Here is a 23,939-nt window from a genome sequence, read left to right as displayed (position 1 = left end):
TGCGTTTTTGACGCTCTATGGGTCAGTTTTCCTTTCTGGGAGAACTGGCCTCTCACCCTTTGGAACCTTAATCTGTGGAAAAGTGGAAAATGCATAAAAATGCATTTTGAATGCTGGATGAATTTGCCTGTTGGCAAGTCAGTACAGGTTCATTAGAGTTGCAAGACTAAACCTTTTGCCGAAATTCACGTTACGAAGCGCGGACCAAAGTGGGAGAGGGCTTGAAGAAGACGGAAGAAGAGCTGGCCACCTGTAAAAAGTATCAGCGCATCCTTGACGCGGCGGTGGAGGTCATCGCCGAGCGGGGATACTTCAAATCGCCTGTAAGCGAGATCGCGAAACGCGCCGGGGTGGCGGACGGGACGGTCTATCTCTACTTCAAGAGCAAAGACGATGTCCTGCGCACGGCGATCGACCGCAGATTCGAGACGTTCTATCAGCAGATTGCCGAAGCGTTTTTGACCATTGAGGGACCGCGGGAGCAGCTTGAGTACATTGCGCAGGTGCATCTGGAAAGCTACCAGGTGAACCGGAGCATGGCTGTGTTGCTGCAGACCGAGATGCGGCAGAGCGCGAAGTTCATTGCAGAGTTCTCGCATCGCCATCTGGCAAGGTACATCCAGACGGTTCGCGAGGTGGTTCGGCGGGGGCAGGAAGCGGGGATCTTTCGGCGCGACCTCTCCGATGGCGTGGTGGCGCACTGTATGTTCGGGACGATTGACGAGCTGGTGAGTTCGGCAGTCTTTACCGGGCGAGTTTATGACGCGAAGGCCACGGCGGCGCAGGTGATGGATGTGCTGCTGAATGGGATTACGGAAGCCAGGGAATAGGGCTCAGAAACAGCAAGACGATGTAGCTGGCACCGGCAACTGCTATCAGCCCGGCGGGCCGGAGCAAATACAATTGCGACGTGAGTAAAAACCGTCTGAACGCCTATCTCAAGCATGGCCAATTTCAAGTAAAAGGGTGGCTCTTACCGGGAGCGGCGGAGGCCGTTGTCCTCTTGTCCGAGGAGCAGCGCAGCGCCAACGTGCGGGGAGCAGTGGCCGAGATTGGCGTGCATCACGGAAGGCTCTTCATCCTGCTGTATCTGCTTGGCGCGGTGGATGAACCAGCGGTGGCAATCGACCTGTTCTCCCATCAGGATTTGAACGTGGATCACTCCGGCGCAGGCGATCTTGAGTGCTTTAAGCAAAACCTTCGCAAGCACGCAGATGCCGACCGGCTCATCGTTCATGAAGGTGACTCGACGCAACTCACGTCAGGAGACCTGCTCCAGTTTGGCCGAGGCCCGTTGCGCATGATCAGCATCGATGGCGGACATACGGCCGACATTACCGCGCATGATCTTGCCGTCGGCGAAGGTGCGTTGGCCGAGGGGGGCATCATTATTCTTGACGACTGCTTCAACGAGACCTGGCCCGGCGTGATCGATGGCGTTCATCGACATTTTTCTCAGGCGCGGGCAATCGTCCCGTTTGGGATTGGCGCGAATAAGACGTTCTTTTGTCATCCCTCATTCGCCAGGAAGTATGCCGATGTGCTGCGGAAGATGGATCGGCGTTCGGTCGAGCAGGAGTTTCTTGGACAACCTGTTGTCTGTTTCCACTTTGTCCACCGGTCGTTCTCCCAGTGGTATCGGAGAGTCGATCCGTGGCGATCGCTTCGGCGCACCTACCATGATGCGTTGTCGCGGCTTTCTCGGTAATTGAGCAAACCGGTCAGGGACAAGAGACAGCAGTATTTCTGTCGGAGCCATCAAAACAGCAGGTGGTTTATCGTGGGGTGTGACTTTTTAGCGGCCGAGGTGGCGAGATGTTCGACCTGAAGACTTTGAACGATGTTCTGGTGAAGGTTACGGGGCGGGGCGACCGGGCCGTGATGCGGTGGCAGGATGCGGCGGGAGAGTGGAAGCCTATCTCTGCGGTCGAGCTTTATGGGCGGGTGCGGGCACTCGCCGACGTGCTGCGCGGATGGGGCGTGGGGAAAGGTGACCGGGTTGTGATTCTGTCGGAGAACCGCTGGGAGTGGGCGGTGACGGACTTTGCCACGCTGGCGATTGGCGGGGCCGATGTGCCGCTTTATCCGACGCTGACGGCGGAACATATCGGCTACATGGTGCGCGATTCCGGGGCCAAGGTGGCGGTGGTCTCCTCGAAGGAACAGTATGAGAAGTTAGCCGCCGCCGGCGATATGCCGGAGCTGGAGCATGTGGTGGTGATGGATGCCGGGGAGTTTTCCGGCGCGGAGAGCTTCAGCAAATTAATAGAGGGTGCGCAGGCGAAGCAGCAGCGGGATGCGGCCTTCGATGCATTGGTGAAGGGTGCGCGCGGCGAGGACCTGGCAACGATTATCTATACGTCGGGGACGACTGGCGAGCCGAAGGGCGCGATGCTCACGCATGGCAACCTGGCCAGCAATTTGAATGTCTCAACCGATCCGTTTGGATTTACGGAGAAGGATAGCTGCATCTCATTTTTGCCGCTGTCGCATGTGACGGCGCGCCACCTGGACTACGCCATGATGTGCAATGAGGCGACGGTGGCCTATTGCTCGAAGTTCGATCTGCTGCCCGAGGCCATGAAGGCGCTGAAGCCGACGATCTTTGTGGCGGTGCCGCGGGTCTACGAGAAGATTCGGCAGGCGGTGGAAGGGAAGTCGGCTGCATCGCCAATTAAATCCAAAATTTTAAAATGGGCGATAGCGACAGGAAAGACGCATAGACCGGAGACGCTGGAGGGGAAGACTCCGTCGGGAGTGGGGTGGAAGCTGGCGGATAAGCTGGTGTTTGGCAAGATTCGCGAGGCGTTTGGCGGCCAGGTGGAGGTATTTATCTCGGGCGGAGCTCCGCTGGGGATGGACACGGCAGGGTGGTTTGCCGATGCAGGGATTCGCATCTTTGAGGGATATGGGCTGACGGAGACATCGCCGGTGATCGGGTTGAATTATCCCAAGGCGCACAGGATCGGGACCGTGGGGAAGGCGATGTCGAATGTACAGTGCCGGTTTGCCGCCGATGGTGAGCTTGAGGTGAAGGGGCCTTCGATATTTCCGGGCTATTGGAAGAAAGAGAAGGAGACGGCGGAGGTGTTTACGCCAGATGGGTGGTTCAAGACAGGCGATATCGGGAAAATAGATGAGGATGGATTTCTGTCGATTACGGACAGGAAGAAAGAGTTGCTGAAGACAAGTGGTGGAAAATTTATTGCTCCGCAGCCGATAGAGAACAAGCTGAAGGCTAATACGCTGGTGGCGCACGCGGCGATGGTGGGCGACAAACACAAGTTTGCCTGCGTGCTGATTTCACCTAATTTTGCTGCGTTAGAGGGATGGGCCAAGGGGCAGGGCATCGCTGCGGGAGACCATGCTGCGCTGGTGAAAGATGCCAAGGTGGTGAAGGCCTATCAGGAGATCGTGGATAAGGTGAACGCTGATCTGGCCAGCTACGAGAGCATGAAGCGGATGTGCGTGGTGCCGGATGAGTGGTCGATCGAGGGCGGAGAGTTGACGCCGAGCATGAAGCTGAAGCGGCGGGTGGTGGAGAAGAAATACGAGAAGCAGATTGCGGAGTTCTATGCCGATGAGGCTACTTCGAAGGTGCGGTAGGCTTGAAGGATGGCAGATTCCGTGAAGAAGCGCATTGGTGTGCATGTCGGTACGTCGGGTGGGTGCTGGACGGCGGTGGAAAGGGCGGTAGCAGCAGGGGCGAACACGTTCCAGATATTCTCGGCCAGTCCACGCATGTGGAAGGCTGCGCCGGTGAAGCCGGAAGATGCGGCGAAGATGCTGGCGTTGCGGGCCCAGCATGATGTGGGGCCGGTGGCTGTCCACGCGAGCTATCTGATCAATCTTTGCAGCCAGACCGAGAGCGTAAGGGAGAACTCGACGACAGCGTTTCGCGGAGAGGTGGAGCGTGCGTTGGCGCTGGGCGCGGAGTATCTGGTGCTGCATCCGGGGAGTTGGAAGGGGCTGACGCGAGAGGAAGGATTGCGGCTGGCGGCGCAGTCGATTGAGCGTGCGATTGATGGGATTGATTTTGCGGGGAAGAACTTCAAGATCTTGATCGAGAATACGGCTGGTGCGGAGTTTTCGCTGGGCGGCAAGCTGGAGCAGGTCGCGGAACTGGTGGAGACGTTGAAGGCCTGCGCTCCGGTGGCGGTGTGCCTGGATACGTGTCATGTGCATGTGGCGGGGTATGACATCGTCTCAGCGGATGGATATATCGAGACGATGAAGCTGGTGGAGTCGACGGTGGGGTTCGATGCCGTGAAGGTTTGGCACAGCAATGACGCCAAGGCCGCGATGGGATCGAAGCTGGACCGGCATGAGCATATCGGCGAAGGAACAATTGGAGCGGAGGCGTTTCGGCGACTGTTGCATGATGCCCGGTTTGCTCACGCGACATTTGTCGCGGAGACACCGGTCGATGCTCCGGGGGATGAAGCGAGGAATGTCGGGGTACTGAGGACGCTGGCTGCCGGATGAGGGAAGAGTAGGTGTGATAACCTTAGCGCCGAGTTGGTGGCTGGCGTTGTAGGCGTTCCGCGAGGATCGATATGCCCCGTACGATTTACTCCTTTGCCCTGTTTTTGCTGCTGACCTCAGCATCCTATAAGGCTGTGTCACAGATGCCCACGCCTATTACTGGCGCGCCATTCGAAGCAGCAAAGATTATGAACACTAGCTTAGCCACAGGTGTTCACACAACATTAGGCACCGTGGCACGAAGGTCAGACGGAAGCGCCTACTTCGAACTCAAGAACTTAGATGGGACGGGCATAGTCGTCATCCGTGATGTAGCCCGTCATCAGACAATCGAGCTTTATCTGGATCGTCACATGTTCTCTGTTTGGCCAGTCTCTTGGAAGGCGCAGGCGCGTCCAGCGGGATACGCGCAACAGTACTTTGAGTCAGCGAGAGCGCCGGGGTCGAAGAGAGTTGTAGATGGCGGGCTGGAGATCACGACGATTGGCCGACGCAAAATTGAAGGCGTGGAAACAATAGGATTTTCGGAGAAAGCAGCGGACGGGCGAACAAGCGAACGTTGGTATTCACCGGCACTTGATTTAAATATTGAAAATAAATCGCACGATCCTGCTAAAAATATCGACAGCGAGACACAGATTGAACAGATTCGTTTAGGGGAGCCGGACGCTAAACTATTCGAGATACCGGCTGGATATGTTGAGTACAAATACAAAGGGAAGACTGATAAAGCTTGTTCGGAGTCCGCCGGGCCACCGCGTGGGTGCTGAGCTGAGCCTGATTAGACTCCATTCGCTGCAGTAAAAAAATGAACTCGCCGTAGACTGCGGTGCAATTTACTGCGATTGTTCAAGCAAAGTTGCAGTTGTGGTTTCTTCCGGTGGTAGTTTGGCGCTGATCAGCGCTTCCACTTGGTCCCAGACGCGCGGATCGTTTTCGATCTCGATGTGCGGCCCCATGAAGAGGCGAGCGTACCAGGGATATTTGTCGCAGGAGACGTGGGTGTCCTTGTAGTCCAGTTGATAGTTGCCGAGGATCTGCGTACTGGCTGGATCGACGGCGCGGATGGTGGGACGGCCGTGGAGCAGTCCGTCGAGTTGGTAGAAGTTGACGGCCTCGGCTACATTCGTCGGAATGCGCGGGTCTCCCTCTCCGATCTTCGATACGCGGTCTACAAGAATGGTCAGCAGGACGGGAATTTTATTGTCCTGAAGCTGCCTGGCCATGGTGACTGTCTCCGAGGCTCCCCAACTGTGGCCGTAGATGATGATGCGGGCGCGTTGCTTTTCGGCAAGGGTCAAGTTTCCATCGTGGTTCGCGTCGAGCAGGTGCAGGATTCGCCGGAATGCCCTTTGGCCGTGCGCGTTTTGAAATACTTCTGCATCGACTCCAACCGGGTGGTTCTGGCGGAGATGCATCGCGAGCTGGACCTCGCGGTGGATAAGGTTATTTTTTCCGACGCGGCCTCCAAGAAATCCGATCACGATGACAGGAGAATTTGCGGAGGCTTCTTTTACCGCAGGTCTGGGGGAGGGATGTCTCTCCTGAGGGGGCATCAGCGCCGATGCTGGAGGGAGCGTTGCCGCGATTGCAGGCAGCGGTACGGCTTCGGCGGACTGCTGTTGGAAGGGCATTCCCAGGCATGGCAATGAACCGAGAAGTGTGAAGGTAAGCATTGAGAGTAGAAATATCTCAAACGGGGGTGTCGGCTTCTGGTGGCCTGAATTTGCTGGGACGAATTTGGCAAATCTCAAGTACACAAGACTCCCCGGTGCAGATCACACCGATAACGCGCTTACGCCTGACTTCCGGTAAAGTGTAGTCCTTTTGGGTGTTGTTGGTGTCACATGTCCTGCCGCAATGTTCTTGCTTCACTGCGTGGGCAGTTCTAGTATTGCCGTGCAGTTTCGGGCCCGCTTGTGGAGCGTTCTACGTCACGAGGACACCGCCATGAAAGTGCTGAAAGCAATTGGAATTGCGGCCGGGGGTGCGTTTGCGGCCGCTGCAGCGGTAAAAATTCTTCGCAGCGCGCAGTGCAAGCAGGCGCTCATCGACAAGTTCAACCGGACCTGTGTTCAAGTGGACCAGAAGATCGGCTGGCCTGCATTGCCTGTTCCGTTGGCGCTTGGGGTGCTGGCCGGGGGCCGGAACACGCTACGGGAGAAGAACCTTACCGACACCAATACATCTGACGCTGTGCTGGGAACGCCGCCGGTCTATCCGAATGTGGTAACGGCCCGCACACCGGATGGGACATTCAATGACATGAAGTGTCCGTTCATGGGAAGCGCGGGCGCACGGTTCGGGCGGAATGTTCCTCTGAACGAGACCTGGCAGGAGAAGCAGCCTAACCTCATGACGCCGAGTCCGCGGGTGGTGAGCCTGGAGCTGATGACGCGGAATGAATTTACTCCGGCGAAGACGTTGAACCTGCTGGCGGCGGCGTGGCTGCAGTTTCAGATTCGCGACTGGTTCAGTCACGGCAAGAGCATCAAGGAAGACCCATGGCAAGTGCCGCTGGCGCAGAATGACACCTGGCACGAGAACCCGATGCAGGTTTTGCGCACGATGCCAGACCCAACGCGGACCGCTGTGGATGAGGGCAAGCCGCTTACCTACGTCAACACGGAGACGCACTGGTGGGACGGCTCGCAGCTTTATGGTAGCACCGCGGACTATCGTGCGAAGGTGCGCACGGGAGTAGATGGAAAGATCTTCGTGGGCAAGGACCATCTGGTGCATCCTGACCCGACGGCGCTGGTGCAACTGCAATCGGCTGCGCTGGTGGGATGGTGGGTGGGACTTGAGCTCTTCTATACGCTGTTCACGCTGGAGCACAACGCGATATGCGACAGGCTCAAGCAGGAGTATCCCGAGTGGGGCGATGACGACCTGTTTGAGCACGCGAGGCTCATCAATGCCGCGATTATCGCCAAGATTCATACCGTCGAATGGACGACGGCGATCCTGGGGCATCCGGTATTGCAGATTGCCATGCGCGCAAACTGGTGGGGGCTGGCTGGAGAGCGCATCAAAAATCTGTTTGGCAGGTTGAGTGGGAGTGAACTGGTCAGCGGGATACCCGGCTCGGAGACGGACCACTTTGGCGTTCCTTATTCGCTCACGGAGGAGTTCGTCGCTGTGTACCGGATGCATCCACTGATTCCCGATGACATTACCTTCTGGTCACGGGAGACGGGCGATGTGCTGCAAAAACTCAACTTTCAGCAGATTGCCGGTGATGATGCGCAGAATATCTGCGACAGCATCCACATCGAGGACCTGTTCTACTCGTTCGGGCTGATGAATCCCGGAGCGGTCGTACTGCACAACTATCCGAAGACGTTGCAGCACTTTGTAAGGCCGGACGGCATTTTGATGGACCTTGCGGCGCACGATATTATGCGCTGCCGCGAGCTGGGAGTTCCGCGATATACGAAGTTTCGTAAGCTGCTGAACCTGCGGCCGGTAACGACGTTCGAAGAGCTGACGCCAAATGTGGAGTGGCGCGAGGAGATACGCCGCGTCTACAACAACGACATCGATTCGGTGGACCTGATTGTGGGGCTATTTGCGGAGAAGCCGCCCGAAGGTTTCGGCTTCAGCGATACGGCATTCCGTATCTTTATCCTCATGGCGTCGCGGCGGCTGAACAGCGACCGCTTCTTCACCACCGACTTTACGGAAGATGTCTACAGCAAGGCCGGGATGGATTGGATCAGGGACAGCACGCTTTCTACGGTGTTGCTGCGGCACTATCCATCGCTCGCACCGGCCCTGGAAGGGGTGGAGAACGCGTTTGCTCCGTGGAAGTCCAGGGGCGCGCAAACCTAGCCGTCGGCTGTAATTTGAGAGGAAGAACGCGTTCGTAAGCAGCGTTGGCTTGGTTTTCTTTACAATCAAAGATATATGCCAGAGATGCAGACGAACGAGACGGAGAAGCAGGAGCGGTATAGCCCGGCGGAGATTGAACCGAAGTGGCAGCAGCGATGGGACGCCGATCCGGCGCTCTATGCCGCCGAAGGGCATGATGCGGGTAAGCCGAAGTACTACTGCATCGAGATGCTGCCCTATCCGAGCGGGCAGTTGCATATGGGGCATGTGCGCAACTATGCGATTGGCGATGCGCTGGCTCGGCACATGTGGATGCGTGGGTATAACGTGCTGCATCCGATGGGCTGGGACGCATTTGGTCTGCCTGCGGAGAATGCCGCGCTGAAGAACAACACTCCGCCGCGCGAGTGGACACTGGCGAACATCGCCGCGATGCGCAAGCAGATGCAGCGGCTTGGTTTGAGCTACGACTGGGCCACCGAGGTCACGACCTGCCTGCCGGAGTACTACCGCTGGAACCAGTGGTTCTTTTTGAAGATGTATAACGCCGGGCTGGCCTACCGGAAGAAAAGCAAGGTGAACTGGTGTCCGGATTGCCAGACGGTGCTGGCCAACGAGCAGGTGATCGATGGTCGCTGCTGGCGGCACGAGGACACCATCGTCGAACAGCGGGATCTGACCCAGTGGTTCTTGCGGATCACCAAATATTCTGATGAACTGCTGGATGGATTGGACAAGCTGGAAGGCTGGCCGGAGAAGGTCAGGACCATGCAGCGCAACTGGATCGGGCGCAGCGAGGGGACGCTGGTGGACTTCGCCGTCGATGGCGAGGTGAAGGCGGCGGATTGCGCGAAGATCACGGTATTTACGACACGAGTGGATACGATCTTCGGAGCGACTTCAGTGCAGCTTGCTCCCGAACACGCAGTGGCGAAGGCTTTTGCTGCTGAAGATGCCGCGCTCGCAGCGAAGATCGACGAGTTGCTGGCACAGCAGACGCTCGCGCGTGAGGCCGGAGATGTGGGCGCCATCGAGAAGCATGGTGTGGATACAGGCCGATTTGCGATCAACCCGTTTAATGGCGAGCGCGTGCCGATCTGGGTGGCGAACTATATTCTGGCGGACTACGGCACCGGTGCGATCATGAGCGTTCCGGCGCACGATGAGCGGGACTTTGAGTTTGCCCAGAAGTATGGGCTGCCGATCAAGAAGGTGATTGCTCCCAAAATTGACGCCGATAATATCGTGCTTCCGTATACGGCGGAAGACGACGCTGTGCTCATTGATTCGGGCGGATGGACGGGTGAGAGTTGCGTGGAAGCGCAGCAGAAGATGGCCGGGTTTGCCAAGGCGAATGGATTTGGCACGGCTACAGTTACATATCGTCTGAAGGATTGGGGCGTGAGCCGCCAACGGTATTGGGGAACGCCGATCCCGATGGTCTATTGCGAATGCTCCGGCGAAGAGCCGATTCCGCTGCCGGAGAGCGCATTGCCGGTGCTGCTGCCGCCGCAGGTAGACATTACGCAGCAGGGCGGATCTCCGCTGGGCCGCGTGCCGGAGTTTGTGAATACGATCTGCCCTAAGTGCGGCGGCCCTGCGCGGCGTGAGACCGACACGATGGATACCTTCGTCGATTCGAGCTGGTACTTCTACCGCTACACGGATTCGAAGAACGCGGACGCGCCGTTTGCAAGCGAGAAGGCGAATTACTGGTTTCCGATCGATCAGTACATCGGCGGAGTGGAACATGCGATTCTCCACCTGATCTATTCGCGGTTCTGGACGAAGGTGATGCGCGATCTCGGGTTGATCAAAAACGATGAGCCTGCGACGCGATTGTTTACGCAAGGCATGGTCATCAAAGACGGCGCGAAGATGTCGAAGTCGAAGGGCAACGTGGTCTCGCCCGATGACATGATCGCACGCTATGGAGCGGATGCTACGCGCATGTACGCACTGTTCGCGGCTCCGCCTGACCGTGATCTCGAGTGGCAGGAAGAAGGCGTTGCCGGTATCAGCCGATTTTTGAGCAGGGTCTACCGGTTGATGACGAAGTATGCTTCGATCTCGGGGAACGCGCCTGAGGAAGCGTCTGCGGCTGAGGCACAGCTTCGTCGCAAGCTGCATCAGACGATCGCAAAAATTACGCTGGACTTCAGCGGGCGCTGGCACTTCAACACCAGCATCGCTGCCGTGATGGAACTGGTGAATGAATTTACTGCTGCCGAGCCGCTGATTGATGCGGGCAAGATCTCAGGCGATGCGGTCCGTGAGCTGCTCCGCAATCTTGTGTTGCTGCTGGCTCCCTTCGCTCCGTTTTTTGCTGCCGAGATGTGGGATCAGATTGGCGGCGACGGTGTAACCTTCCGCACGGCGTGGCCTGTAGCCAGTGAAGATCTTGCTCGTGAGAGCGAGATGGAGATTCCAGTTCAGGTGAATGGAAAGCTGGTCAGTGTGCTGAAGTTCCCGGTGGGGCTTCACGAAGATGCGATCAAGGCCGCTGCACAGGCCGATGAGAAGGTAGTCTCCAGGGTTGCTGGAAAGACTGTGGTGAAGATAATTATGGTGCCCGGCAAGCTGGTGAATCTGGTGGTGAAGTAGTGGAGGCGACGCCGCAGGATGGCGTCGTAATCGCTGCGGGGACGGTACGCGGAACACAGTCCTTTGTGCATGTGCTGTTGCAGGGATGGAAACACCCTTCATGGACAGCGCTGGAGGTACTGTGGCGATGGGTGTATGGCATTCCCGCACTGCTGGTGCTTTGGTACGAAGGGGCAAGAATTCTGAAGGCTGCTCCTCTGGATCTGCCCGCGCTGAAGTCGATGTCGATTCTGGACGCGATGGGATCGGCGAAGACGCTGGCGCAGGCAATGGCGGTGGTGCTGCCGTCAGTGGCGCATGTGCTGGCGTGGCTGGGACCGGCGTTGGTGCTGGTGTGGGTGGTGGTGTCCTCTATTGGACGGACGGTGGTGTTGCGGCGCGTGGACAGCAGGCTCCATGCGCGGGTAGGCACGCTGATCGTGTTGCAGGCAGTGCGAGTGGTGGCTCTGCTGGGCAGCTTCGCCGTGTGGTTCGGGTGCATGCAGTGGGCAGCACGAGTGAATATAGACGCACCGATTGCTGCAGGCGGCGAGCCGAACCTGGTGGGCTACTGTGCGATGGCGATTGTTGGCACGCTGGGACTGTTTTCGCTTTGGGCGATTGCGAGCTGGGGGCTGAGTGTGGCTCCGCTGCTGGCCATGCTGCGGGACATTGGTGTCGGCAAAAGTTTTGCTGCGGCATTCCGGCTGGGGCCGCTCAAATCGAAGCTGATGGAGATCAATCTCGTCATGGGGATTGTGAAGATCGCGCTGATCGTGCTGGCGATGGTGCTTTCAGCCTGTCCGCTGCCGTTCGAGGCCGTGGCGACGCCGCAGTTCATGTTCTGGTGGTGGGTCGGAGTAACGGTGATTTATTTTGTGGCCTCGGACTTCTTCCATGTGGCCCGTCTGGTGGCTTATCTGGAGCTTTGGCGCGCCTACGAGGGGTCTTCGCTGGGGTAGGAGCGGATGCCATTTACACTGGATACGTGGACACTTCAACGATAGTCATTCTGGATTTTGGGTCGCAGTATACGCAGCTCATCGCGCGGCGTATTCGCGAGTTCAACGTTTTCTCCGTGGTGCTGCCTTGTACGGCCTCGCTCGAAAAGGTGCGCAAGCTGAACCCGAAGGGCGTGATTCTTTCGGGCGGCCCTTGCTCGGTCTACGACGCGGAGGCTCCGGCGGCGGACCCGGCCGTGCTGGCGATGGGCGTGCCTGTCCTTGGCATCTGCTACGGGCTGCAGTTTGTGGTGCATCATCTTGGCGGCAAGGTGCAACCTGCTGCGGCGCGGGAGTATGGCCATGCCGAGGTATCGATCGTGGCTGAAACTCCCCTGTTTCGTGGGTTGCCGCAGACGCTCGATGTATGGATGTCGCATGGCGATCATGCCGAGCAGTTGCCCGAGGGCTTCTCCCTGACGGCGAAGACGGCCAATGCTGTAGCCGGAATTGCCGACGAGGCGCGGCGAATCTGGGCGGTGCAGTTTCATCCTGAGGTCGCGCATACGAAGCAGGGAATGGCGCTGCTGAAGAACTTCTGCCTCGACATCTGCGGAGCGAAGCAGGACTGGACACCGGAACACTTTATTCAGGCTACGGTTGCTCGGGTGAAGGCCCAGGTCGGCGATGGCCATGCGATCTGTGGGTTGAGCGGAGGCGTTGACTCGTCGGTAGCCGCAGTTCTGGTGGCGAAGGCGATTGGCGACCGATTGACCTGCATCTTTGTGAACAATGGTGTGCTGCGCAAGGACGAATTCGCCAAGGTGCAGAAGACGATGCGCGAGCAGCTTGGGCTGAATGTCGTGGCCGTGGATGCTGGCGAACGCTTCCTGTCGAAGCTGGCAGGTGTGACCGATCCGGAGAAGAAGCGGAAGGTGATCGGCAACGAGTTTATTGCCGTCTTCGACGATGAGGCGAAGAAGATCTTTGAAGCAGAAAAGCATGTTGGCGAAGAGGTTGCGTGGCTGGTCCAAGGCACGCTCTATCCCGATGTGATTGAGTCTTCGAGCGTGCATGGACCTTCGCATACGATCAAGAGCCATCACAACGTAGGCGGTTTGCCCGAGAACATGAAGCTGAAGTTGATCGAGCCGCTGCGTGATCTCTTCAAGGATGAGGTTCGGCGCATCGGCCGCGATCTCGGTATGCCCGAAGACATTATTGAGCGGCAGCCTTTTCCTGGGCCGGGACTTGCGGTCAGGATTCTTGGCGAGGTGACTGCGGATCGCGTCGCCTTATTGCAGGAGGCGGATGAGATTGTCGTTGCCGAGATCAAAGCGGCTGGACTTTACCGCAAGGTCTGGCAGTCGTTTGCAGTGCTGTTGCCGGTGAAGAGCGTTGGCGTGATGGGCGACCAGCGGACGTATGCCTACACCTGCGCGGTGCGGGCGGTGGAGTCCGAGGACGGCATGACCGCGGATTGGGCTCCTTTGCCTTACGAGGTGCTGCGAACGATTTCAAGTCGCATTGTGAGCGAGGTCCGAGGAATCAACCGTGTGGTCTACGACATCACGTCGAAGCCGCCGGGAACGATTGAGTGGGAGTAAACGCTCCCAGAGACGACTACGCCGCGGCTTTTGCCGCGGCGTAGTCATTTTGGAATGGTGATGGTTTAGCCGAGTTCTTCGAGGCTCTTGACGCCGAACTTGAGGTACCAGGGGCTGGCAGTCTTGAGGGCGTTGTTGACGTTGTTGATGTTCTCGACACCGACGGTCTCGAGCCACTGCCGGAAGGCATCTGCGCCCTGCTTGGCGTAGATGGCGATGCCGTCTTTCCAGGTGGCGCGGCCGCAGAGAACGCCGTTGAACTTGGTGCCGGACTCGCCTGCGAGCTCCAGCGTCTCGATGAAGACCGGGTTCGAGACGCCAGCAGAGAGGTAGATGTAAGGCTTGTGAGTCATCGTCTCGGCGTCGCGGAAGTGCTGCAGAGCCTCGGCGCGAGTGTAGGCCTTTTCGCCCTTGAACGCCTTGGTGCCTTCGACGAACTCCATGACGATGGGAACTTCTACCTTGAGCACGTCCACGTTGTAGCGCGCCTTGCCGAACTCGGCCATCCCGCCGGAGACGACGTCGGGCTTCTTCTTGGCATAGCCCAAGGACTTCTCGTCGCCGCCATCGGCGTCATAGCCGACTAATTCCAAGAAGAAGGGGATGTCGTGGGCGAGGCACTCGTCGCCGATGCGCTCCGTCCAGGCGTGTTTGTGATCGTTGATGTGCGACTTCTCCAAGGGGCTGTAGTAGAGAAGGATCTTGATGCAGTCGGCTCCGGCTTCCTTGAGACGGCGAACGCTCCAGAGATCGAGCAAGTCGGGCAGACGGCCAGCAGTCTGCGCATCGTAGCCGGTCTTCTCGTAGGCGAGCAGGAGGCCCTTGCCATTGCGGTGCTTGGAGGCGGGCAGGCCGAACTCGGGGTCGAGCAGGATGGCCGAGGCGTGCTTGGTGAGGACCTCGGTGACGAGGGTCTTGAAGACTTCGAGATCGTGGGAGTCGGCTGCTGCTCCGCGCTCTTTGGCAAGGGACTTCTGGAGGGAGCCGCGCTGGTCCATCGCCGCTGCGGCGATGACGCCGCGGGAATCGGAGACGGATTTGAGTCCGGCGAGCTTACCTGGGGTCAACTTCGACATTGCTGTAGTTCTCCTGTGCGTTTTGCGGTTTATTTGTACGAGGCCATTTTACACAGTGGCATCGTCGAGTGGCTTAACGATGGCTTGTTCCGAGGATCAAGCACGCGATAAAAAGTGGCAAAGCAAAGCCTACGTTCCATTAACGGAACGTAGGCGGTTCGTTGCAGCCAGCTTTTGCTCAGCTTTGCTTCGGGATCTCGAAGTTGAACATCCAGTTGATGCCGAACTGGTCGGTGACCATGCCGAAGTAGGCTCCCCAGAACATGTCTTGTGCGGGCATAACGACTTTGCCCTTTTCGCCGAGCGAGGCAAAGAGTTTGTCGACCTCTTCGCGGCTCTCGCAGTTGATGCTGATGGAGAAGTTATTGCCCTCGGTGAGCGACACGCCGGGAGGGCAATCGGAGGCCATGATGACCTGTGTTCCTTTGCTGAGGCGGGCGTGAAGGACTTTGTCCTTCGTCTCCGGGGTGACTTCCATGGGGCCTTGCGAGAACGGCATGACCTGCAGATCGGCGCCGAGGCATTTGGCGTAGAACTCCATGGCCTGACGACAGTTTCCGTTGAAGTTGAGGTAGGTATTGAACTCTTTCATGGCTGCTCCTTTTTGTGGTGTGAATTGGGGTTACTGCAAGAGCCTAAACAGGGTCTGCTGACAGCGTTACGTCAGTAGGTTTCAGCAGATCTCAACCGCCTGCGATGGCTCCTATGATGAGAAGCGGTTCGCGGGCGGTGACGACGGCTTCGGGGAGTGGCGTGTCCGGGGATTGGTGGGAGAGGTCTTCTTCGCAGGCAAAGAAGCGCAGGAAGGGGCGACGCTGCTGGGTGGTGTGGTCGCGGATGGTCCCGGCGAGCATGGGGTAGCTGGCTTCGAGAGCGTCGAGGACGGAGCGCAGCGTGATGGGTGGCGCTACGTCGAGCGTGACTTCGCCGTGCACTTGTGCGAGAGTGCGGAGATGAGCGGGCAACTCGACGCGGATGCGGTTCGTTGTCATGCGATGGTCTGGACCTCGACGGAAAGGACGGCAGGAAGATCGCGGACGATGGGCGACCAGGTATCTCCGGCATTGGGCGAGACGTAGACCTGGCCGCCGGTGGTGCCGAAGTAGACGCCGCAGGAGTCGAGCTGGTCGACGGCCATGGCGTCACGCAGGACGTTGACGTAGCAGTCGGACTGCGGAAGACCCTTGGTGAGCGGCTCCCACTCGTTGCCGCCGGTGCGGCTGCGGTAGACGCGGAGCTGGCCGTCGAGGGGGAAGTGCTCGGAGTCGGACTTGATCGGAACGACGTAGATGGTCTCGGGCTCGTGGGCGTGGACGTCGATGGCGAAGCCGAAGTCAGTGGGAAGGTTGCCGCTGATCTCGTGCCAGTGGTCTCCGGCGTTGTCGGAGCGCATGACGTCCCAGTGCTTCTGCATGAACAATGTTGTGGGACGCGTCGGGTGCATGGCGATGTGGTGGACGCAGTGTCCGACGTCGGCCTTGGGGTCGGGGATGTATTGCGAGTGGAGACCCTGGTTGATGGGCTGCCAGGTCTTGCCGCCGTCGTCGGTGCGGAAGGCTCCGGCGGCGGAGATGGCGATGTACATGCGCTGGGGATCGCTGGGGTCGAGGAGGATGGTGTGCAGGCACATGCCGCCCGCGCCGGGCTGCCAGCGCGGGCCGGAGCCATGCTCACGGAGGCCGGGGATCTCGTTCCAGTTCTGGCCGCCGTCAGTGCTGCGGAAGATGGCGGCGTCCTCGATGCCAGCGTAGACGGTGTCCGGATCGGTGAACGAAGGTTCGAGGTGCCAGACGCGTTTGAACTCCCACGGATGCGCCGTGCCGTCGTACCACTGGTGGGTGCCGGGGACGCCTTCGTAGGTGAACTTGTTGCCGACCGGCGACCAGGTTTTGCCGCCGTCGTCGGAGCGCTGGATGACCTGGCCGAACCATCCGCTGGTCTGCGAGGCGTAGATGCGGTTGGGGTCGGCGGGCGAGCCTTTGAGGTGGTACATCTCCCATCCGGCGAAGTGGGGGCCGCTGATGTCCCACTTTTCACGCTTGCCGTCGGAGGTGAGGACGAAGGCACCCTTGCGAGTGCCAACTAGGACTCTAACTTTGCTCATGGGTTGCTCCTTTAGGGTTTTTCGGCTTTGTATCGACGAACGGGGGCAGGATGGGGTTGGGATCGCGATCTTTCCAGCGGCGATGGGTTTCGGAGAGGACGGCTTCGCGGCTCTGTGCCATCTGCGCCATCACCTCACAGGGAGCGCCCGTCTGCTCGTGCTTCGCGCTCCAAAGAAGCAACTCGAGCAGCACCGGAGCAAGATCGATCCCCTTTTCGGTGAGGCGATAGTTGATCTTTCTTCCGTCGGTCTCTTCCGGCTCGCGGAGAATGATCTCTCCGGCTTCGAGCTTTTGCAAGCGGTCGGCGAGGATATTGGTAGAGATGCCTTCGCCGGACTCCTGAAACTCCTTGAAGGTCTTGTATCCCCGCACCATGAGGTCGCGGATGATCAGCAGGGACCAGCGGTCTCCGAACTTTTCGAGTGCGACGCTGACCGGGCAGCCGGAGCGGGGCTTCGATTTTGGCTTTTCTGGCACGCCTGAGACGATAGCTAATTCACTTGCTATATGCAAGTGAATTAGGGCGAATGAACGCACCGACTTTTTTTCGAAACCTTTTGGGGGTGACAGTGTTTAGGAGGAGCAGAGGCGGAAATCCGCTTTTAGCGAGTTCCGCGTCATCTGTAATTCTTCTCGGACAACGAAGCTGCGATTTTGTAGCTTCGTTGCTTTTTTAGTCGCGCGGCTTCTTCGACCGCAGCCATCCCCGCAAAATTGAGAGAAAATAGCCGCCCTGGACGATCAGGACAATGGCGTAGACCGCGAGCAGGTGCCTGTGTTCGATGGTGCTCAGGTTGAAGAAGGTGTGCCAGGTCATTGGGCGGTCTCCAGAGAGGCTTCGATGGCACTGAGGGCTGCTTCCTGCTCGGCCAGTTGACGGCGGCGCTCAAGAGCGAAACGGAAGCCGAGGATGAAGATGCCCCACATGGCCCACCCGACGATGTTCCAGATAAATGCAGGCATCATGGAGGGGTCGAGGCCGGAGTCAGGACCGCCGCCAAAGACGGGAGCCGGATGCTGGGTGCGCCACCAGCGGATAGACATATAGACGATAGGGACATCCACAGCGGCGAAGACGGAGAGGACGGCGGCGAGGGTCTGGCTTTGACCGGCGGAGGAGAAACGCCGCAGCATCAGATAGCTGACGTAGAGCAGCCAGAGCAGCAACATGCTGGTGAGGCGCGGGTCCCACGTCCACCAGATGCCCCAGGTAGCGCGTCCCCAGATACTGCCGGTGACCAGGCAGATAGTGGCGTAGACGACGGTCACTTCGGCGGCGGTAAGGGCGAGGGCGTCAGAGGTGAGGGCCTTGAGGGGATCGCGGCGGCGCCAATAAAGATAGGCGAGCGAGGCCACGAAGTTAATGTAGGGAAAGAGCAGGCTCAACATCGAGATGGGGACGTGGTAGTAGAAGATTCGTCCAGCGTCGCCCTGGGCCGCGTCGGTGGGCACAAGGAAGATCGCCTCGCGGAAGCCGATGACGAGGACGACGAGGCTGGCGAGGAACCAGAGCCAGGCGACGGTGCGGAAGATGGCGGGTCGGGACACTATGCGGACAATTTTACCCGAATTGCCTGGCTGGGACGTTTTCACGGATGGAAGAGCTTGGTGAGGCGGGCGAAAGGCGAAATACAGGGGTCTCTCCACTCCGCTTCGCTCCGGTCGAGATGACGTGCTTTTGTTCTGCCTGAGACGGAAAAATGCTGAGTTGCTTTGACCGGGCGCTATTCGGCGTTGAGGACGGTTTCAAAGAGCAGAATGCAGACGATCGTGAAGATGAGATCGTATCCGGCGAGCTGGGTGATCCAGGTGTTGATTTCGAGGGGATCGAGCTGGGCGGTGAGGACTCCGGTGGTGGCTTCGACCATGCCCAGAAGCGCCGGGAGTGAGATGGGAAGGAGCAGCAGGGGCAGGAGGAGTTCGCGGTTGCGGGTGCGCAGGCCGAGCACAGCGAAGAAGGTTCCGTTGACCACCAGCGCCCAGGTGCCGAGGGGGAGAATGAGCGCGAGCAGCCACGCATTGCCGAGGACGTGCAGGTTGTAGAAGACGATGAAGACCGGGGCCAGAACGGCTTCGACGACGAGGACGAAGAGCATGTTGGCGATGGCTTTGCCCAGGAAGAGTGCGGACGCAGGAGCGGGGGCCATGCGTTGGGCTTCGAGGACCTGATGGTTCTGCTCGCGGGTCCATGCTTGGTTGAGCGCGGTGACGGTGGCGAAGAGCAGCGCTACCCAGAGGATGCCTCCGGAGATCTGGCGGGAGACGGCGGCTGTGGGGTCGAAGGCGAGCGAGAAGACGACGACCACCAGCAGCGCGAAGAAGAGCATTCCGTTGATGGAGTCGCGGGAGCGCCACTCGATGCGGAGGTCTTTGCGGAGGTGGGCGAGGACGTGGCCGATATATTTCATTTGGTGAGGTCGGCCAGGGTGGCGTTGGCGGCGCGGAGGTAGTCGGCGGGGGAGAGCAGGATTTGCAGGCCGCGCTGTCCGGCGGAGATGGAGATGAGGTCGTGTAGCTCGATGGTCTCGTCGGCGTAGGCGGGGAAGGGTTTGCGGGCCGCCATGACGGTGACTCCGCCACGGATGTAGCCGGTGAGCGGTTCGACTTCTTTGAGGGATGCCAGCTCGGCCTTTTTTGCGTTGGCGGCGTGGGCCAGCTTTTTCAGATCGAGTTCGGCGTCTCCGGGGATGACGGCGAAGAGATGCTCTATTCCTGCTTTGCCGCTGGCGCCATCGTTGGTGTGGGCGAGGAGGGTCTTGAAGACCTGCTCCGGAGGAAGGCCGATCTTGCGGGCGACCGAGATGGCGGTCAGGTCTTCGAGATCGACCTCGTAGGCGCGCAGCTCGTAGGTGATGTTGAGGCTGTCGAGCAGACGGGCGGCGTTGGTTTTGGCGGGAGGCTTCACTTGGCGACCGCCTCCGGCTGGATGATCTGGCCGTTGCGCATGGAGAGGGTGGTGTCGGCGATGGGCTCAGCGAGATGAGCCTGATGAGTGGTGAGCAGGATGGTGCGTTTGCCGCCGCCAGCTACTGGCCAGGTGCGGAAGTCGGCGAGCAGCTCGACCATGTGGTGAGCGGAGGCTACATCGAGGTTGGAGAAGGGCTCGTCGAGGAGAAGGATTTCTGGATCGGTCTGGAGAACGCGGGCGAGCGAGGCACGCTGGCGCATGCCCTGCGAATATTGGCCGACGGGGCGGCTGAGCGTGGGGTCGAGGCCGACGGCGCGGAGGGCCATCTCAGGGCTGCCTACGCAGGCACACCCGCCATCGCGGTAGAGGGAGGCGAAGTAGTTGAGGTTCTCCATGGCGGTCAGCTCGTCGTAGAGCATGGTGGAGTGGCTCATGTAGGCCATGCGATGACGCTGGCTCTGTGGAGATTCGGAGAAGACGCGGGCGGTGCCACGGGTGGGAGTGATGAGACCGGCGAGGACACGTAGGAGGGTGGATTTTCCGGCACCATTTTCGCCTACGATGACGGTGCAGGTGCCTGATTCAAAGCTGGCGGAGACGTTGCGAAGGGCGGCGAAGGTGCCGTAGATCTTGGAGACGGATTCGAGTTCGGCGGCGGTGCTGCCGGATGCGCCGTTGCTGGGCTTGGCTGACTTCTCCATTTATTTTTTGAAGTCGGCGGGGAGAGCGACTGCGGTGGTGGTCGCGGCGGGCTTTGCCGGAGCGTACTTGGAGGCGCATTTGGCTTGGAGCTGCGTGGCGTGGAAGACGCCGTCGTGTCCGTAGGTGCCTACGGCGAGGGCCTGAGCGTCGTCCTTGAAGGTGTCGGGCGGCGGCTCAATGCCTTTGTAGCTGACCCTGAGGGTGCGGTTCTGCTCCAGCAGAGAGAAGTCGACGTAGGTTCCACTGCGGTGGATGCTGCCCGGAGCTACGTTGCCTGCGACGCGGAGATGGCGGACATAGGCCTTGTTGCCCATGGCTTGCAGCTCGCCGATGGTGACGTAGTAGCTCTTGTTGTCCTGAACGCCGGTGTAGGCCAGGTACCCCATCGTCGCGATGATGATGATCGCGGCGATGACGATCTTGATCGGGCTTTTCTGGGCTGTGCTCGACATAGTATTTGCCTCCAAGTGTACGAGATCGGGGGGGATTTTGATAGGGATCGGCGATTTACGCCCCGCCGATCTGGTGAGAACGGCGCAATTTGCGCGGATGGGAACTTTTCTTTTCCTGTGGCGTAACCACATCAGTTATGGCAGACTGATGTGGTTACGCCACAGGAGGCACTCGTGGGAGATTCGAAGCTCGATTTGTTGCAGGGGACGTTGGATCTGATGGTTTTGCAGACACTGTCTGCGATGGGCGAGATGCATGGCTATGGCATCGCGCGGCGCATCGAGCAGGTGAGTGGCGATGAGGTGCTCCTGAACCAGGGGACGATCTATGCGTCGCTGGTGCGGTTACAGCATCGCGGATGGATCTCGGCGGAGTGGGGAACGTCGGAGAACAACCGCAAGGCGAAGTTTTATTCGATCACGAAGCGCGGGCTGAAGCAGATGGCCGAGGACACAGTCTATTGGCAGAGATTGTCGAGTGTGATGGGGCGGGTGCTGGCGATGGGCGAAAGGGAAGGTGAGTGATGAAGAACTCTATGAGGGATTCGTTACAGCAGGGCTTGCAGCGGTTTGGCTCCTTCTTTCGCAAGCGTCCGCTAGACGTTGATCTGGATGCGGAGATGCGGAGCCATCTGGAGCTGGCAGTCGAGGAGAACCTGAAGCGCGGGCTCTCTGCCAGTGAGGCGCGACGGCAGGCGCTGGTTCAGTTTGGCGGTGTAGAGCAGGCAAAGGAGCAGCAGCGGGCAGCGCGCGGGATGCCGTGGCTGGATATTGCGTTGCAGGATCTTCGCTATAGCCTGCGGACGATGAGGCGCGACTACGGATTCACTCTGGTGGCGGTGGCGATTCTGGCACTGGGCATTGGAGCGAACATCGCCGTGTTCAGCGTGGTGGACACGATTTTGCTGCGGCCTCTGCCGTTTCACAATCCGCAGCGGCTGGTGTGGATCGCGCCGCCTGATGCCAACGGGCTTTCTGCCTCGACTTATTCTGCGGATGCCTATGACGACCTGCTGACGATGAATCGCTCGTTCGAGGATGTGACCGCCTATTATGCGTTTTCGACGAGCGATAATCTCAAGCTGACGGGCAGCGGAGAGCCGACACCGCTTACCGGCATGGGAGTGTTGGGAAACTTCTTTCATGTGCTGGGTGTGGAACCGGAGTTGGGGCGCTCTTTTACAAAGGATGAGACGGTGAAGGGCGGGCGTGCCGTAGTGTTGCTGTCGCACGCCTATTGGGAGCGGCAGTTCGGTGGAGACCGTGGGGTTGTGGGCAGGTCGATCACGTTGAACGGGACGCCGACCACGGTCATAGGGGTGTTGCCGGAGACGTTCGACTTTGGTGCGGCGTTTGCTCCGGGCTCGAAGGTGGATGTCTTCGAGCCGACGGTCCTCGACGATATCCGCAACGAGGGAAATACGCTGGCGCTGATTGGGCGATTGAAGCCGGGTGTGACGGTGGCGCAGTCGCAGGCCGAGGCGACGACGTTATTTCCGAAATTTTACTGGAGCAAGAAGTTTGCGGATTCGGCTGGGAACTATACGGCGCGACCGATGGAGCTGAAGCAATATGTGAGCGGGAAGCTGCGGCGCTCTCTGATTACGCTGTGGTGTGCCGTGGGCGTGATTCTGCTGATCGTCTGTGTGAACCTGTCGAACCTGTTGCTGGCCCGGGCGGCATCGCGGAGCAAGGAGTTCGCGTTGCGCAGCGCTCTGGGCGCGGGGCGCGGACGGCTGGTGCGGCAGTTATTGACGGAGAGCCTGGTGCTGGCCGGGATGGGCGCGGTGCTGGGGCTTGGTCTGGCGTATGCGATCACCTCGTATATTGCGCACCAGGGATCGCTTGCCCTCCCTTTGTTGAACGAGGTGAAGGTGGATGGCACGGCCCTGCTGTGGACGGTGGGAATCAGTGTTGGAGCTGCGGTTCTGTTTGGGCTGTTGCCGGGGCTGAAGATGTCGAGCGGCGATCTACAGGAGGCGCTGAAGGATACCGGGCAGGGAATGAGCGCGGGCAAGAACCATGAGCGATTGCGTTCGGCGCTGGTGATCTCCGAGGTTGCGCTGGCTTGCGTGCTGCTGGTGGGCGCGGGGCTGCTGCTGCGGAGTTTTCTGCGGGTGCTGGATGTCGACCTTGGCTTTCAACCGTCGAATGCGGCGGCGATCAAGATGGACTATAGCGACGGCGGAAGCACGGACAAGAGGAACGCGATCTTCGAGGAGGCCATCCGGCGTGTCAGTGCGATTCCGGGAGTGGAGACGGCGGGCATCTCGGACAATCTGCCGCTGGAACGAAACCGCGGATGGGGCGGACCTAGCGCGAAGGGAAAGACATATCGGAAGGGTGAGGTTCCAGGTGCATTCGTCTATATCGTTTCGCCGGGATATGTGGAGGCGATGGGGATGCGTCTGCATGGGCGCGACTTTACCTGGCAGGACAACATGAAGGGCCAGAGTACGGTGATCCTGAATGAGAAGGCGGCAAAGTTCGTATCCCCCGGAGAAGACGCTGTGGGGAAGGTTGTGCTGATTGGCAATAACGAGGTCCATGTCATTGGGGTTGTCGCGGATGTCCATGAGACCAATGTTGAGGGAGTGTCTGGCGAGCAGATGTATCTGCCAACGACGCGCGATGAGTGGGGGCCGGACGGAGCGGAGATGGTGGTGCGAACGAAGCTGCCGCCTGCCCAGTTAGCAGGGAGTGTGTTGCGGACGCTGCGGGAGTTGAATCCAAATCAGCCTGCGGTCGAGTTCAGGCCGATACAGGGGATTGTGAATCGTGCGGTCTCGCCGAGGCGATTTTTTGTGATGCTGGTTGGAGCGTTCGCGGGGCTGGGATTGCTCCTGGCATCGCTTGGAATCTATGGAGTGATCTCCTACTCGGTGACGCGCCGGACGCAGGAGATCGGGATTCGGATGGCGCTGGGTGCGTCGGCGGGAAGGGTGCAGATGGGCGTGATCTCGAAGACGCTGAAGCTGGCTGCGATCGGGATCGTGGTTGGGATCTTCGCATCGATGCTGGTGGCGAATTTGATCTCGTCACTGCTGTTCGGGACGACTCCTACGGACCCAATTACTTTCGTGGTGATGATTGTGCTATTGGGGGCTGTGGCTGCGCTGGCTGGATATTTGCCCGCGCGGCGCGCTTCGCGAATCAATCCCATGGTTGCTCTGCGGAATAGTTGAGGAGGATGCGCGATAGGCGCACGCAACCGCTTTCGATCGCTCGGGCGGCGTATACTAACTC

General features: G+C 59.2%; 23 protein-coding genes. 11 read left to right on the top strand and 12 right to left on the bottom strand.

The window, feature by feature from the left end:
* Window positions 1-221: 221 nt before the first annotated feature.
* The 5 genes from GSQ81_RS04060 to GSQ81_RS04040 all read left to right on the top strand — a co-directional run bounded on the left by GSQ81_RS04060 (window position 222) and on the right by GSQ81_RS04040 (window position 5,255).
* Window positions 222-830: a TetR/AcrR family transcriptional regulator gene (locus GSQ81_RS04060; RefSeq protein ID WP_158909408.1), complete on the top strand. Its 609-nt coding sequence runs from the start codon at window positions 222-224 to the stop codon at window positions 828-830.
* A gap of 80 nt (window positions 831-910) precedes the next feature.
* Window positions 911-1,708, top strand: a complete 798-nt coding sequence (locus GSQ81_RS04055; protein WP_158909407.1) for a class I SAM-dependent methyltransferase — start codon at window positions 911-913, stop codon at window positions 1,706-1,708.
* Window positions 1,709-1,815: 107 nt separating this feature from the next.
* A complete protein-coding gene (locus GSQ81_RS04050) occupies window positions 1,816-3,606 on the top strand; it encodes a long-chain fatty acid--CoA ligase (protein ID WP_158909406.1) in 1,791 nt (596 codons plus the stop codon).
* 9 nt (window positions 3,607-3,615) lie between these two features.
* Window positions 3,616-4,485 carry a deoxyribonuclease IV gene (locus GSQ81_RS04045; RefSeq protein WP_158909405.1) on the top strand — a complete coding sequence of 290 codons (870 nt, stop codon included), beginning with the start codon at window positions 3,616-3,618 and terminating at the stop codon, window positions 4,483-4,485.
* 71 nt (window positions 4,486-4,556) lie between these two features.
* Window positions 4,557-5,255 (top strand): hypothetical protein, encoded by a 699-nt coding sequence (locus GSQ81_RS04040; RefSeq protein WP_158909404.1) that lies wholly within the window; start codon window positions 4,557-4,559, stop codon window positions 5,253-5,255.
* 66 nt (window positions 5,256-5,321) lie between these two features.
* Here GSQ81_RS04040 and GSQ81_RS04035 read toward each other — a convergent pair whose 3' ends face one another.
* Window positions 5,322-6,161 (bottom strand): hypothetical protein, encoded by an 840-nt coding sequence (locus GSQ81_RS04035; RefSeq protein ID WP_158909403.1) that lies wholly within the window; start codon window positions 6,159-6,161, stop codon window positions 5,322-5,324.
* 274 nt (window positions 6,162-6,435) lie between these two features.
* On the opposite strand from GSQ81_RS04035, the gene GSQ81_RS04030 reads away from it, so the two are divergent.
* The 4 genes from GSQ81_RS04030 to guaA all read left to right on the top strand — a co-directional run bounded on the left by GSQ81_RS04030 (window position 6,436) and on the right by guaA (window position 13,450).
* A complete protein-coding gene (locus GSQ81_RS04030; protein ID WP_158909402.1) occupies window positions 6,436-8,319 on the top strand; it encodes a peroxidase family protein in 1,884 nt (627 codons plus the stop codon).
* A 75-nt stretch (window positions 8,320-8,394) separates the two neighbouring features.
* Window positions 8,395-10,923, top strand: a complete 2,529-nt coding sequence (leuS, locus tag GSQ81_RS04025; RefSeq protein WP_158909401.1) for a leucine--tRNA ligase — start codon at window positions 8,395-8,397, stop codon at window positions 10,921-10,923.
* Window positions 10,923-11,864 carry a hypothetical protein gene (locus GSQ81_RS04020; RefSeq protein ID WP_158909400.1) on the top strand — a complete coding sequence of 314 codons (942 nt, stop codon included), beginning with the start codon at window positions 10,923-10,925 and terminating at the stop codon, window positions 11,862-11,864. The genes leuS and GSQ81_RS04020 overlap by 1 nt, the downstream gene beginning before the upstream one ends.
* A gap of 26 nt (window positions 11,865-11,890) precedes the next feature.
* Entirely contained in the window at window positions 11,891-13,450 is a 1,560-nt protein-coding gene (gene guaA, locus GSQ81_RS04015; RefSeq protein WP_158909399.1) for a glutamine-hydrolyzing GMP synthase, read from the top strand.
* Window positions 13,451-13,515: 65 nt separating this feature from the next.
* Here guaA and GSQ81_RS04010 read toward each other — a convergent pair whose 3' ends face one another.
* The 11 genes from GSQ81_RS04010 to GSQ81_RS03965 form a co-directional block, all read right to left on the bottom strand.
* The gene (locus tag GSQ81_RS04010; protein WP_158909398.1) at window positions 13,516-14,526 is read right to left on the bottom strand and encodes a tagatose 1,6-diphosphate aldolase; all 1,011 of its coding nucleotides are present in this window, start codon (window positions 14,524-14,526) and stop codon (window positions 13,516-13,518) included.
* Between the two features lie 178 nt (window positions 14,527-14,704).
* Window positions 14,705-15,118, bottom strand: coding sequence for a VOC family protein (locus GSQ81_RS04005; RefSeq protein ID WP_158909397.1), 414 nt, complete (start codon window positions 15,116-15,118; stop codon window positions 14,705-14,707).
* A 91-nt stretch (window positions 15,119-15,209) separates the two neighbouring features.
* The gene (locus tag GSQ81_RS04000) at window positions 15,210-15,518 is read right to left on the bottom strand and encodes a MoaD/ThiS family protein (RefSeq protein ID WP_158909396.1); all 309 of its coding nucleotides are present in this window, start codon (window positions 15,516-15,518) and stop codon (window positions 15,210-15,212) included.
* Entirely contained in the window at window positions 15,515-16,630 is a 1,116-nt protein-coding gene (locus GSQ81_RS03995; RefSeq protein ID WP_158909395.1) for an exo-alpha-sialidase, read from the bottom strand. The genes GSQ81_RS04000 and GSQ81_RS03995 overlap by 4 nt, the downstream gene beginning before the upstream one ends.
* Window positions 16,617-17,108: a helix-turn-helix domain-containing protein gene (locus GSQ81_RS03990; protein WP_158909394.1), complete on the bottom strand. Its 492-nt coding sequence runs from the start codon at window positions 17,106-17,108 to the stop codon at window positions 16,617-16,619. Before GSQ81_RS03990 ends, GSQ81_RS03995 begins: the two co-directional genes overlap by 14 nt.
* Before the next feature lie 196 nt (window positions 17,109-17,304).
* Window positions 17,305-17,448 carry a hypothetical protein gene (locus GSQ81_RS19695; RefSeq protein ID WP_174237930.1) on the bottom strand — a complete coding sequence of 48 codons (144 nt, stop codon included), beginning with the start codon at window positions 17,446-17,448 and terminating at the stop codon, window positions 17,305-17,307.
* A complete protein-coding gene (gene ccsA / locus GSQ81_RS03985; RefSeq protein WP_158909393.1) occupies window positions 17,445-18,179 on the bottom strand; it encodes a cytochrome c biogenesis protein CcsA in 735 nt (244 codons plus the stop codon). Before ccsA ends, GSQ81_RS19695 begins: the two co-directional genes overlap by 4 nt.
* A 176-nt stretch (window positions 18,180-18,355) precedes the next feature.
* Window positions 18,356-19,039, bottom strand: coding sequence for a heme exporter protein CcmB (locus GSQ81_RS03980; protein WP_158909392.1), 684 nt, complete (start codon window positions 19,037-19,039; stop codon window positions 18,356-18,358).
* Window positions 19,036-19,536, bottom strand: a complete 501-nt coding sequence (ybaK, locus tag GSQ81_RS03975; protein WP_158909391.1) for a Cys-tRNA(Pro) deacylase — start codon at window positions 19,534-19,536, stop codon at window positions 19,036-19,038. Before ybaK ends, GSQ81_RS03980 begins: the two co-directional genes overlap by 4 nt.
* Window positions 19,533-20,240, bottom strand: coding sequence for an ABC transporter ATP-binding protein (locus tag GSQ81_RS03970; RefSeq protein ID WP_158909390.1), 708 nt, complete (start codon window positions 20,238-20,240; stop codon window positions 19,533-19,535). The genes ybaK and GSQ81_RS03970 overlap by 4 nt, the downstream gene beginning before the upstream one ends.
* The gene (locus GSQ81_RS03965; RefSeq protein WP_158909389.1) at window positions 20,241-20,693 is read right to left on the bottom strand and encodes a cytochrome c maturation protein CcmE; all 453 of its coding nucleotides are present in this window, start codon (window positions 20,691-20,693) and stop codon (window positions 20,241-20,243) included. It lies immediately after the preceding gene.
* A gap of 174 nt (window positions 20,694-20,867) precedes the next feature.
* On the opposite strand from GSQ81_RS03965, the gene GSQ81_RS03960 reads away from it, so the two are divergent.
* On the top strand, window positions 20,868-21,218 hold the full coding sequence (locus GSQ81_RS03960) for a PadR family transcriptional regulator (RefSeq protein WP_158909388.1): 351 nt from the start codon (window positions 20,868-20,870) through the stop codon (window positions 21,216-21,218).
* Complete coding sequence (locus GSQ81_RS03955; protein WP_254059976.1) at window positions 21,218-23,878, top strand: ABC transporter permease; 2,661 nt, start codon at window positions 21,218-21,220, stop codon at window positions 23,876-23,878. Before GSQ81_RS03960 ends, GSQ81_RS03955 begins: the two co-directional genes overlap by 1 nt.
* Window positions 23,879-23,939 lie beyond the last annotated feature (61 nt).

Source organism: Granulicella sp. L56 (assembly GCF_009765835.1).
Taxonomy (GTDB): Bacteria; Acidobacteriota; Terriglobia; order Terriglobales; family Acidobacteriaceae; genus Edaphobacter.
This window is presented reverse-complemented; position numbering and strand designations above follow the sequence as displayed.